The following is a 12,213-nucleotide window of genomic DNA, read 5'->3' on the forward strand; positions in this document are numbered from 1 at the left end:
GGCACTGCTCGGAACCGAGCCGACCGGGGCGCTCGCCCCCGCGGCCACGGTTCCCGGCACCGCGGCGCCGAACTTGGCCGAGGAACTCGCCGAGCTCGTCGACGGACGCCGCCCGGCACCCGACCCCGAAGCCGTACTGAACCCCGACGCCGGGGCGCTGACCGCCGCCGTCGGCGTCGCGGACGTCCAGATCGACCCCGCCGACCCGCACGTCCTCGTCGTCACACCGCACTCGGGCAACCCGCTCCGGATCCAGCTCCAAGCCGGAGTCGTGCCCAGCGGCACCGTCGCCCGGGCGGACGCCGCGACCATCGTTCTCGACCATCGCGCGAACCCCACGGCCGCCGGCGTCGCGCTGGCCGGCGCCATCGCCGAAGTGGTCTCCAGCGCGGCCGGACTTCCCACGGGTCCCCCAGCCGTGCGGCCCGGACCACCCACGAGCACGCCTCTGACCGTCGCTGATGCACGGTCCCTCGCCGAGGTCCGCGCCGCGGCGGCCCAGCGCCGGGTGCGCGGCCGGGCGGTGCCCGCCGCCGAGATCCTGGAAGCGCTCGGCCGCGAGCTCGGACTGCTCGGCACCGGTGACGGTGCGGTGGTCCGCCGTGGCCTCGTCGACCCGGACACCGAGCGGGCGCTGGCGGCCCTGGGCGACGCCGAGCCCGAGGCGCTGACGCGCGCCCGCCAGCAGGTGGAGGCGGTCGCCGCGCGGTACGTGGTGGGCGGCGAGACGGCCCGCGGCACCCGCCTGGACGCCAACCAGATCCGGCTGGAGGTCGGCAGCACGAGCGTGGCGCTCACCGTCCGGATCGGAGGAGGCAGCGGGCTCCACCCGGGCCCCGTGCTGACCGTCCACCCGGCCGCCGATCCGCTCGCGCTCGACCGGCTGATCGCCCGGGCGGTCGCGACCGAGCTGGCCACTCGGGCCGGGCTTCCCGCGAACGTGACCAGCGACGACGTCGCCGACACCGCCGAGCTGTCGGTGCTGGCCCAGCACGCCGCGGACCGGTCGATCGGGCGTCGACAGCGGCGGGCGGCCGCACGTGCGGTGGTCACTCTGCGGGCGGCGGCCGACCTGGATCCGGCTCGACCCGGCGGTGAGCGACGGTACGAGCGGCTTCGCGCCGCCGGGCTGATCGATCCGGACAGCCACACCGCACTCGCCGCGCTACTCGACGCCGACGCGATGGCGACCCGCCGAGCGACCCGGGACGCGCTGGTCACCGCCGCCGAACAAGCCGGTGCCACCGCCGTCACACCGGTGGGCGACGGGGTCGCGGTGGTCACGCTGCCGGACGGCACGCACGTGACGCTGGAGGTCGCCGACGGGGACCACGACCCCACGATCCGCGTCGACGGCGGCGACGTCGTCACCGTGCTGCGCCCGGACGCGATCCGACCGCTCCCGGTAGCGGTCACACCGGCGACCCTGGCGCCGACCGGGCTGATCTCCGTCGACCACAGCGGCACCGACCTCGTCGCGCTGGCCGGACAGGTCGCCGCCGAACTGGCCCGGCGCCAGGGACGACGTGCGAACGACCCGGTGCTCCGGCCCGGCCCCGTCGACTGGCCGCTCGCCGCTCACGGGGTCACCGACGTCGCCGGTCTGGCCCGCCTCCGCACCGCGCTCACCGCCGCGCCCGCGGAGGTCCCCGGGATCATCGCCGAGCTGGGCCTCGCCCACGACACCGTCGGCGCGGCCGAACGCCGGGCGACCCTCCCGGCCGACCTGCGGGCCGACGTCGCACGCCTGGACGGCGCGGCCGGATCGGCACCCGCGGTGCGCACCGGGCTGGCCACGGTCCTGGCGACGCTCACCACCAGCGGCGACGGGGCCGGTGTCCGCATCGATGACACCCGGCCGAACGTGCTTCGAGTGCGGTTCGCCGACCCGGCCGGTTCCGGCACCGACCTCGAGGTCGACATCGCGGTGTACCGCAGCACCGATCCGGGCGCCGACCTGGTCACGTTCGACGACGACGCGACGCGCGGCCTCACCGTGATCGTCAACGAGAACGCGTCCGAGGCGCTCCTGGAGCACGCGCTCACCGTGGCGCTCACCCGCTGGACCCGCCTGCAACTGACTCCGGCCGCACCGGCCGCGTGGGGACCCGGCCGGCTCACGCTGCCGCTGGACCCGCAGCGGTGGACCCCGGCGCACTACGCAGCGGTCGCGTCGCTGCGGGTCCTGCTCCGCCAGCTGCCCGCCGCCAGGACAGCCGTCGGCCGGACCCTCCTCCGGGACGCCGTGCTGCGCTCCCGGATCCGGCAGCTGTCCGGCCAACTCGGCCTCGACCGGGGCGTCGGCCGCGTCGTCTCCCGCCTCGACCTGCTCGTCTCCACCGGTCAGCTCAGCGCGGCGGACGCGCTGGCCATGCTGGAGGTCGACCGGCCCAGCCGCGTCCAGCCGATCCGACGGGCCGACGACCGCCACCGCCAAGACGCGGTGGACGCCGCACGGCGCGCGATCGAGGAGCTGGCCGGCGAGCACGGCATCGCCGAGATCCGCTGGCAGCCGGTCTCGTGGAGCACCGACCTCGGCACCTACCACGTCCGGCTGGACAACGGGCGCAGCTTCGAGCTCGAGGTGGTGGCCGGGACGCTGGTCGCCTCGGAGGCCGCTGACGGGCCGATCGACCCGACCCACCGGCTGGCCAGCGTCGTCGTCAACCAGCGCCGTCCGACCTTCGTCAGTCGCGTCGAGTGGCGGCGGCGGATGGAGCGCGAGGCGGTCGCGCAGACCGTCGCGCTCGCCACGCGACAGCCGCCCCCGGGCCGCTCGGCGGCGTCCACCCGGGCCGTCACACCGACCAATCGAGTGTTCCGTCGCGGGATCGCGGCCCTCGCGCCGCTCACCCCGGAGGACCATGTCGCGCTGGCCCGGCTCGACCGGTGGGTCCGGCAGTACGGCGGGGTCCGGGCGGCGAGCCTGGACGAGACGCGCAGCCCGGCGGCCCGGGCGGGAGCCCGATTGAGTGGCGCCCGGATGGCGAGAAGGCTCAATGAGCAACTGACCCTGCTCGGCCTGGACGCCGGGGCGCCCGGCGTCCACCTGCTGCGCGCGCACCTGCCCGACGACGTCCGCGCGATCCTGGAGCGCCACGACGGTGGGCGCGCCGGGGCAGCGCCCGAGGCCGTCGTCGACCGGGCCCGGGCCGCGCTCGACCGAGCCGCCCGGCTCGGCGGGCTCACCGTGTCCCAGCCGTCCCCGGGCCAGTACCAGCTGCACGACCCGTCCACCCGGACCACCATCCGGGTGCGGTTCGTGGCCTCCGACGCGCACCGGGACGACACCGCGGCCGGCTACGGGCGCGGCGTCGTCGTCGTTCCGCCGAGCGGAGCGGGTCCCGTCGTGCTCGCGCTCTCCCCTTGGCTCGACGACGGTCAGGTCGACCAGGTGGTGGCCAGGGCGATCGGCGAGCTGACGGCCGCGTCGCCGGACGTCGCGACCGACCGCGGCCGGGTGCTGGAGGTCGCCGCGCTCGTCGACCGGATCGGGCAGGCCCGCAGCCCGATCAGCCGGGCACGGCTCCGCAGGCAGCTGGCCGACGTCGCCCACCGGCTCGGCCTCGACCGGGACGCCCCGGGCGTCGCGAATCGGCGGGCCCTGTTCGGCGGTCGCCCGGAGGTACTCACCGAGCTGCGCCGCGCGGACGAGCTGGGCCGTCGCTCCACCGTCGACTTACCGGCCGTCTCCGCGGAGCTCGCGCGGCTGGCCGCGCACGCCGGCGTGGCCGGCGTCGCCCCGGACGCGGCCGACCCGCACCGGGTCGACGTGACCCTGGCCGACGGCACCGTCCACTCTCTGCTGATCGTCCCGGATCAGGCCGGCGAGGGCAGCCTGGCCGACGGGTACGTCGACCCGGTCGTCGGTCCGGTGCTGCGCCTGGACACCCGGGCAGAGGGCCTGGCGCGGCAGGCGGCGCTCGTGCGGGAGCTGGCGCGGGTCGCCGCGCAGCTGGACCGGCTCTCCCGAGGGCTGCCCGCGGACGCCGCCCCGGTGCTCCGTCCGGGCCCCCGGACGACGCCGCTCGCCCCCGCCGACCTGGCCCCCGACGACTGGGCGCTGGCCGCTGAGGGCCGTTTCCTGGCCCGCGCCGCCGCGGCCGGCCCCGGGCGACGCGGCCAGCGCTGGATCGCCCGCCGGGTGGACGTGGTGGCGCAGGCCGCCGGGGTGCTGGCCGACGAGCCGGGCGGCGCCCACCGGCGGGCGGCGTTACCCGCCGAGTTCGGCACGCTCCTGGCCACACTGGATGGTGCGGAGGCCATCGGCCCTCGGACGCGGGTGGCCGACGCTGCGCTGACCGCACTCGCCGACCAGCTCGGCCTACCGGTGAGCCGGGTCGGCCGGGACCCGGATGCGCCGGAGACGGTCTCCGACGGCCAGCCGCGGTACGCGGTGACGCTCCCCAACGGCGAGCTGGTCCGGGTGCGGGTGTTCGTCGACTCCCTCGGACCGGGTGTCGTCGCCCGGGTCGGCGCCGAGCAGGTGCCCGGCGGCACCGACCTGATCACGCTCGACGTCTCGGAGACCGCCACACCGGACCGGATTCGGGCGGCGGTCTCCCGTGAACTCGCCGACGCGCTCGGCGGTTACGTCACCGCCGCCGGTGCGCCCTGGCCGGGCCACCGTCTCGGCGTGCCGGACACCGCCACCGACGACCTCCTCGGCGACCTGGCCGGTGGTCGGCTGAGCGCCGCCCGATTCGCGGCGCTGGCCGAACTGCGGGCACTGGACCGGATCGCGCATCCGGATCCCGCCGACCCCCGGCCGAGCCGCGCAGCGCGGCGCCGGGCTACCCGCGCCGCCCGTGATCTCGTCACCCGGCTGGGCCTGGCAGCCGGTGCGACGGACGCCCCGGCGTTGCGGGCCGCACTGCCGGACGCGCTCCGCCCGATCGTGGCCCGCTACGACGGCAGCCGCCCCGAGCCCGATCCGGACGCCGCGCTCTCGGCCGCCGAGGACGCCGTCCTGCTGGCCGCCACCTACCGGGCGCAGGACGGCCTGGACGTCCGGATCGAACCGGCCGCCGACGGGCTCGTCGTGCGGTTCCCGGGCGCGGCGCGGATTCACCTGACGGTGGCCACCGCCCCTCCGGTCGGCTCGTCCGTCCCGGAGCTGCGCGATGGTCAGGTGGCGGCCGGCCACCGCCTCGGACCGGACACGGCGGTGCTGCTGGTGTCGCCCTCGGCGACCGACCTCAAGATCGAGTCCGCCGCTGTCGTCGAGGCCGCGCGGCTGCTCACCGCGCTCGATCCGGCCGGGCAGGCGTCGGGGCCCGACCCGGCCGGGCTCGCGACCCTGCGGCTGTTGTTGGACCGGCGCAGTACGCCGAGCCCACGCAGCCGGCTTCGGGCCCGGCTCAGGGCGTTCGCCGCGAACCGCCCGGGCCTGCCTCTGGGCGACCGCGCGGCGACCGGCGACGAGCCGAGCGAGGCGGCGCTGCGGCTGCACCTGGTCCGCGCCGGGCTCGCCGCCGACCAGCCGGGCGCGGCCGCGGCTCGTTCCGCGCTACCGGCCGACCTCCGGGCTGATCTGTCCGGACTGGACGGTGATCTGGATCCGGACGCGGGCCGCACGCTGCAGACGGCGGCCGAAACCATCGACGCACTGACCGCCGACGCCGACGTGCAGAGCGTCGTCCTGACGCCGGACGCCGACGGGTGGCAGCGGCTCACCGTGACGCTGAAGCGGTCGGGCGCCACGGTGAGTTTCCTGGTCGCGGTCGGCAGCCTGGATCCCGGGGTCGCCGCAGCGCCGGACCCGGCCGACCCCACCCGGGTGCGGCTGTCCGACACCGCGTCCCCGCAGCGGATCCAGGCCGCGCTGGCCCGGGAGATCGTGCGCCAGGCCGAGCGCGTCAGCTCGGCCGCGCCCACCGGTCCGCCCACTGGTTCGTCCGCCGATCTGCTCCGGCCGGACGCCCGGCTACCGGCGGGCAGCCGGGACCTCTCGCCTGCCGATCGGGGTGAGGTCGCCTACCTGCGGACGGTCGCGCGGCTCGACGGCGTCCGGGCGGTGCCGTCACCATGGTTCGTGCAGACCGTCGCCCGGCTCGGTCTGCACCCCGATCAAGCCGGTGCCGTCGAGCGGTCCACGCTGGTCCTCCGCAACGAGCAGGACGTGCTCGCCCGGCAGCTCACCCAGCTGGACGACCCGTGGACGCGAGCGGCGCGGAACCGGAACGCCTCCGGGTTCCCGACCGGCGTACCGTCGACGCGGACCTACATCGGCAAGGCGTACCTCTCCACCGGCAGCGCGCTCCTGGCGGCCGGAGTGCTCTCGCTCGCGCAGAACCGGCTGCCCCAGGCTGTGGTGTCGTTCGTGCTGGCGGCTACCGTGCCGATCGTCGCCGGCACCGGGGAGTGGGTGACCCGGCACCGGAGTCGGCGCGGTGCGGACGCGGGGGCCGTCGAGAGGCGCGCCGCGGAGGACGCGGCACGACGGGCGGTGGCCGCTCAGGAGTCCGCGGCGGTCGGCGAGTTGGACGCGCTCACCGCGGCCGCCGCGTTGCTCGGCGTCCCGCTGCCGCAGGCGCCCGACACCGACGTCGTCGTACCGACGGACCGGCTCGACCCGGACGCGAACCCGCTGCCGTACCGGCGGCCGCGCAGCGCTGTCCTCTCGAGCCGCAGTTACCTGCGGAAGACCGCACCGGCGCCGCTGCTCTACGGTGGCCGGCTCGGCTACGTCGCCGCCTCGATCGGCGTCTTCACCCCCGCGGCGGCCGGCATCACCGGCGCGGTCGCCGGGGTGACCGGCTCGATCGGCGAGTGGCTCAAGTACCGCGGTCAGGAGCGGGAGCAGGACCGGGACGACGACCGGCAGCACGACCGGGACTTCGAGACGCAGGTGCCGGAGGGCGGCCCGGGNNNNCGAGCAGCGGGACCGGCTGCGGGAGCTGGCCGCGACGCTCCGCGAGCAGCTCACCGAACTCGCGGCCCAACAGGGGATCGCCCTCCCGGGCGGGCCTCGCGCGGCCGGCCCGGCGACCGGGCCGAACCGCGTGGTCAGCGACGACCTGCTGCAGCCGGGGGACCTGGCGCCGTGGTCACTGCGCACCGAGCTGCCGTCCCTGGTCGAACACCTGGTGAAGTCGGGGACCTCCGCGGTCGGCCTGGGTACGACCGTGCAGGTGGCGGCGCTGGTCGGGGTCTCCGCGCTGTTCGGCACCCCGCTACCGCTCGTCGTCCTCTGGGCGGGCCTGGCCGGCGGTGCGATCGGCACCGTCGTCGGCGGCGTGTCGGAGTCCCGAATGCAGTACCACTGGGACCGGCTCCGCCGCGAGCGGGAGCGCGACGAGGGGGAACTGGACGCGCAGACGGCCGCCGACCGGTCCGCGGAGTACGCGGCGGTGGTCGACGATCTGCGGGCTGTCTCCGATATCCTGCACGCGTTCGGCGTTGCGTGGCAGGTGCCGGAGCTCACCGCACCGGCCCCGGCGCCGACCACGCCCGCCCCCGCGACACCCACCCGGCGTCCCGAGGGGCCCGATTTCCGTAAGCTGCTCGACAGCGCCTACCTGCCACGGACGGTCCCCGCTGCCCTTCTCCACCTGGGTGTCGGCGTGCCGCTCGCCCTCCTGCTGGGCGCCGTCGCCCATCTCCTGCCCGGTCTGGCCGGGCGGGTCGCCGCAGTGGTGGGCGCGTTGGGCGACAAGTGGGCCGACGCCGCCGAGAAGGACCGCGCCACCACGCGCCAGGCTCCGCACGCCGACCGGATGGCCCAGGTCACCAACCGCCAGCACGCGCAGCGCGAGGACACCGAGAGGCTGGCGCAGAGCGTGCGGGCCCGGCTGATCGCCCTGCGACGCGCCCTCGCCGATCGGCGGTCCGCGGCGCCGTCGCTACCGCCGTCGATCCCCGATCCGGGCGATCCCGCATCCGGCGGCCAGCCGTGACGACGTCAGTACCGGGCGAATGATGTGGCGCTGGGCTTGTCATAGCGAGCCCGGCGCCACATCGATCTCGGACCAGGGCTACGGCGCGAGGTCCAGATAGGCCAGGCCGTCGCAGAGCAGGTCGCGCACGCCGTGCAGCCCCCAGTACGTGAGGTAGTGCTCGGTGTCGTTCCCGGACACCGCGGTGATCGCGTCCCACAGCGTCGGCCACTGCCCGGCCGTCCGCCAGAGCAGCGCGGTGCGACCCGTCGTGGCTCCCACCCGGAACCGGCCGGGCACGCCGTACTCGAACATGGCCGGGTCGTCCTCCGGGTTCCCCAGCCCGTGCAGCAGCGGGTGCAGCCGATACGCCCGCGCGAACGCGACCGCCCGGTCGGTTCCCGGGTGCACCTCGACGATCAGGCCCCGCTCGATCAGGCCGTCCAGGCGCCGACCGGCATCCGGCACCCCCTCGCCGACCGCCGTCGCCGCGATCGACGTCCGGGTCCACAGCCGATCGGTGGCCGCGCGGCGGGTGAGCTCCCAGATCCGGCCTTCACCGTCGTCGAGCTGGTGGTCGTCGGCGCCGACCCGGACCGTGCGGCTGACGAACGAACTGTCCGCCGGGTGGTAGAACGACCCGCCGTCGTGCCCGACCGCGAACAGCCAGCCGGCCGCACCGGGATGCCCCGGCTCGGCCTCCCAGCGCGGGATCCGCGCGACCGGGGAGTCCGGCCGGCCGGGCTCCCACGGAACCGACAGCATCTCCTCGGGGTCCAGCGCCGTGAACGGATCCACCGGCTCCGGCGGCGGCAGCGGCGATCCGGCTCCGCGCGGCCCGGGCACCAGCGGCGTCGGGGAGGCGGGCTGCAGCGCGGCCGCCCAGCCGGTGAGCAGCGGAGCGACGATCGCGATCCCGTGGTCGCGCGCAATCCGGTCGTCCAGGCCGCCCAGCCCCTCGTGTGCCGGGTTGGACGAACGCGCCGAGTCCGCTGCGGCGACCAGCAGGTCTCCTGCCTCCGCCAGCGAGCGCGTCGCGGCCGACCAGCGCCAGATCTCGTACCCGAGCGTGTGGAGCTCGGCCCAGGCCCCGGCGAGACCGGCGGTCGCCCCCGACTCGCCCGGAAGACCGATCCGGAACTGCCAGGCCGACCCGTCCGGGGAGTTCCCCAGCCCGTGGACGAGCGGCACCAGGCGGTACGCCTCCGCGAACGCGCGGTATCGCGCCGGGTCGCTCGGCACCTCGACCAGCAGACCACGGTCGTAGAGCCGCTCCAAGGGCGAGGGGTCGCCGACGAGCGTGCCCAGCGCCGCCGCGCTCAGCAGGTGCGGGCCGACGTCCGCGAGGCCGTGCGCGAGCAGCCACGCCGCGTACTCGACCTCGTCCAGCTCGACGGTGCGGGTACCGAGCCGAAGGTTGATCGTCGTCCGCGCGCCCCGGACGACGCCGTGGAGGTGGCCAGCCGGTGCGATCACCGGCTCGGTCCCCTGGGTCATGATCGCGCTTCCGGACGCGGACGGTGGTCGAGGTAGGCCGCGCCGTGCGCGATCAGCGTCTGGACGGCGCCCAGCACGAACGTCAGCACCTGGTCGGGATCGGCGTCCGACGGCTCGGTGCGGCCGGTGTCGCGCGCGGCCTCGGCGAGGCCTTCGCAGGCCGACCACAGGTCGGGCCAGAGGTGCGCCCACTCCCAGACTTCGAGGACGCGCGGCGTCGCGCGCAGTGCGAGCACCAGGCCGGGGACGCCGATGCCGTCCAGCTCCTCCCCCGGTGCCCGGCCGAGTCCCAGCAGCAGCGGCTGGATCCGATGGTGCCGGGCGAACTCACGCGCCTGCTCGGTGCCGGGGCGGACCTCGACGGCCAGGCCGCGGTCGAGCAGGCTGTCGAGGACCGGCTCGACGTCCGCGTGGCCGGCTTGTGCCGCGGCGGCCAGCACCGCGGCACGCGTCCAGGCGCCGCGGAGCGTCAGCTCGTCCGGCAGGCCGTGGGCGATGCCCCAGACGTCCAGTTCGGTCTCGTCGGCGAGCCGGTACGGTTCCCAGCCGGCCCGCACCACGTGGTAGCTGGGCGGTCGCCCGTCGCCCGGATGGACGGCTCCGAGGTAATGGCCGATCGGAAGGACTATGGGTGGTGCTGTGACCATGCGTCAGACCGCCGTGTCCAGATACGCCGCGTTCGGCCCGAGCAACGTCGCGACGGCCGCGAGGACCGCGTCCAGCAGGCGGTGCGGGTCCGCGAACTCGGCCCCGGACTGTGCGGCCGTGGCACGGCAGGCCGCCCACAGGTCCGTCTCCAGGTGGCCCCACTGGTACAGCCGGTACAACACCGCGCCGACCGCCGCGACCGGCTGGCCGGGCAGGCCGATCTCGTACGTGTCCGGGTCGTCGGGGAGGTTGCCCAGGCCCAGCATCAGCGGCTTGAGCTGGTGGGTTTCCGCGAACTTCGGCGCGGCGGGGGTCCCCGGCTCCACCGCCGCGACCAGCCCGTCGTCCACCAGCCCGGTCAGCAGCGCGGCCGCGTCCGGCAGGTCGGCGGCGGTGCTCAGCAGCGCGTCCTGGTCGGCGGCGGCCCCGTGGGTGAGCGCCCAGAGCGCGAACTGCGGCTCGGAGAGCCGGACGACGTCCGGACCGACCCGGACCCGGTGCACGGGCGCGCCCGAGACCGGGTCCACCGTCGCGCCCAGCGAGTGTCCGACCGGGAGCAGCAGCAATGGCATGCCCGGACCCTATCGAAGGCCGGTGAACGCCCCAGCGAGGTGACGACGCAGGTCAGCGCGGTAGTCAGCCGCCACACGAACCGTTCAGCCGTCCGGTCTTCACCAGAAGTTCGCCTGCGGCCTAGTCGGATCCGGCGGGAGCACACCGTTACCGTCGACGCATGCCGACCGCGCCACCGCGGCCTCCGCTGGCGCGCACCAGCGCCGAGGCCCACCTCTACCTGGATTTACGCCCCTGCGCGTGCGGAGAGACGGCGTTCCCCCGATCGAGCGCGATCGTGGAGTTCGGTGACGACGAGCTGGGCAGCCGGTACGACGGCGAGTGCCCCGCGTGCGGCGCCGCCCGCGAGTTCCTGTTCCGGCTCCCCGCGGAGGCGGTGTTCCCGCCGGCCGGCGTCGTCGTCTATGGCGACGGGACACCCTCCGAGCTGCTCGACCCGGGTGAGTGGCTGTGGGTCGCCGACCGGTACGCCGGCTCGGTGCCCGCCGACACCTCCGGCCTCGACGACGCGGCGCGCGCGCAGGTACGCGTCCGGATCGGGGCCGCCGCGGCGGCGATGGACGAAGTCTTGGCCTTCGTTCCGACCGATGCGGACGCCGTGCCGCCGGACGCCGTCCGGAGCGAACTCGGACGAGCGGTCTACGAGGAGGAGCCGGGGCGCTTCGACCGGGACCGGCTCGAGGTGATCCGGGACACCTACCGTGCGCTCCTTCGAGCGGGATCGGTATAGCTCACCCCGTCGGCCCGGCGACGTCGCGCTCGGCCGCCGCGGCGGCGGCGAACGTCGTCGGGACCGGTGTCAACGGCGGCCGCACGGTCCCCATCGGATACCCGTGCCGCTGCTCGGCGATCTTCTTGAGCACCCCGGGAGCGGCGTACTCCTTGGTCATCGCCCGCACCTCCTGCAGGTGCGCGGAGAGCGCCGCCGCCTCGGCGGTGCGGTCCGCGCGGACGTGCGCGTAGAGGCTGACGACCTGCTCCGGGACGATGTTGGCGAGCGCGGAGATCGAGCCCTGTGCCGTCCGCAGTCGCGCGGGCAGGTCGTCCTCCGTGCCGACCAGGACGCCCTTCCCCGCGGCACGGACCGCCGCCGCGTAACCCGCCTCTCCCCCGGAGTCCTTCACCCCCCACACCGGCAGGTCGATGACCACCTCCGTCGGCACCGGGATCGCGTACTTCGGGATGTGGTAGAGCACCACCGGGTGCCGGGTGGCAGCCAGCGCCCGCTCGTAGAACCGGCGCAGGCCGTCGGCCGAGACCGGCTTGAAGTAGTAGGGCGGCAGCACCATCACCGCCGCCACCGGCAGGTCCTCCAGGTGGGCCAGCAGGTCGAGGGTGTCGGGCAGGTTCCCCTCCGCGACCGTGGGCACGATCTGCAGTGAGCCGGCGACCGGAGCCAGCGCGTCGAGCACGGCGTGCTTCTCGTGGGTGGCGACCGAGGGGCCCTCGCCGTTGGTACCGAACGGGATGACGCCGGTGACGCCCCGCTCGGCCAGCCAGCGGACGTGCCCGAGGTAGGCGTCGACATCGATGCTCCAACGCTCGTCGTCGCGGAACGGCGTCACGTTCGCGGCGTAGACGCCCTCGAGGACGCCGGTGGAGTCCTGCGGCTGCATCG

The 12,213-nt window shown here is 75.8% G+C and carries 6 protein-coding genes; 2 read left to right on the forward strand and 4 right to left on the reverse strand.

The features are described 5' to 3' along the window. The first annotated feature begins 7,565 nt into the window (after window positions 1-7,565). Window positions 7,566-7,898: a hypothetical protein gene (locus ABEB28_RS16750; RefSeq protein WP_345729037.1), complete on the forward strand. Its 333-nt coding sequence runs from the start codon at window positions 7,566-7,568 to the stop codon at window positions 7,896-7,898. A gap of 78 nt (window positions 7,899-7,976) precedes the next feature. Here ABEB28_RS16750 and ABEB28_RS16755 read toward each other — a convergent pair whose 3' ends face one another. The 3 genes from ABEB28_RS16755 to ABEB28_RS16765 are packed head-to-tail and all read right to left on the reverse strand — an operon-like array spanning window position 7,977 to window position 10,594. Continuing rightward, entirely contained in the window at window positions 7,977-9,374 is a 1,398-nt protein-coding gene (locus ABEB28_RS16755; RefSeq protein WP_345729038.1) for a hypothetical protein, read from the reverse strand. Next, window positions 9,371-10,021, reverse strand: a complete 651-nt coding sequence (locus tag ABEB28_RS16760; RefSeq protein ID WP_345729039.1) for a hypothetical protein — start codon at window positions 10,019-10,021, stop codon at window positions 9,371-9,373. The genes ABEB28_RS16755 and ABEB28_RS16760 overlap by 4 nt, the downstream gene beginning before the upstream one ends. A 3-nt stretch (window positions 10,022-10,024) precedes the next feature. Then, window positions 10,025-10,594 (reverse strand): hypothetical protein, encoded by a 570-nt coding sequence (locus tag ABEB28_RS16765; protein WP_345729040.1) that lies wholly within the window; start codon window positions 10,592-10,594, stop codon window positions 10,025-10,027. Between the two features lie 161 nt (window positions 10,595-10,755). Between ABEB28_RS16765 and ABEB28_RS16770 the strand changes: the two genes are divergently transcribed. Further along, window positions 10,756-11,325, forward strand: coding sequence for a hypothetical protein (locus ABEB28_RS16770; protein WP_345729041.1), 570 nt, complete (start codon window positions 10,756-10,758; stop codon window positions 11,323-11,325). 1 nt (window position 11,326) lies between these two features. On the opposite strand, the gene ABEB28_RS16775 is transcribed toward ABEB28_RS16770, so the two are convergent. After that, complete coding sequence (locus tag ABEB28_RS16775; protein WP_345729042.1) at window positions 11,327-12,211, reverse strand: dihydrodipicolinate synthase family protein; 885 nt, start codon at window positions 12,209-12,211, stop codon at window positions 11,327-11,329. Window positions 12,212-12,213: the final 2 nt, after the last annotated feature.

Source organism: Cryptosporangium minutisporangium (assembly GCF_039536245.1).
GTDB lineage: Bacteria > Actinomycetota > Actinomycetes > Mycobacteriales > Cryptosporangiaceae > Cryptosporangium > Cryptosporangium minutisporangium.

What these genes read in the sequence shown, in the direction of transcription:
- ABEB28_RS16755 (WP_345729038.1), bottom strand. Translation starts at nt 9,374, where the DNA reads ATGACCCAGGGGACCGAGCCGGTGATCGCACCGGCTGGCCACCTCCAC.
- ABEB28_RS16760 (WP_345729039.1), bottom strand. Translation starts at nt 10,021, where the DNA reads ATGGTCACAGCACCACCCATAGTCCTTCCGATCGGCCATTACCTCGGA.
- ABEB28_RS16765 (WP_345729040.1), bottom strand. Translation starts at nt 10,594, where the DNA reads ATGCCATTGCTGCTGCTCCCGGTCGGACACTCGCTGGGCGCGACGGTG.
- ABEB28_RS16770 (WP_345729041.1), top strand. Translation starts at nt 10,756, where the DNA reads ATGCCGACCGCGCCACCGCGGCCTCCGCTGGCGCGCACCAGCGCCGAG.
- ABEB28_RS16775 (WP_345729042.1), bottom strand. Translation starts at nt 12,211, where the DNA reads ATGCAGCCGCAGGACTCCACCGGCGTCCTCGAGGGCGTCTACGCCGCG.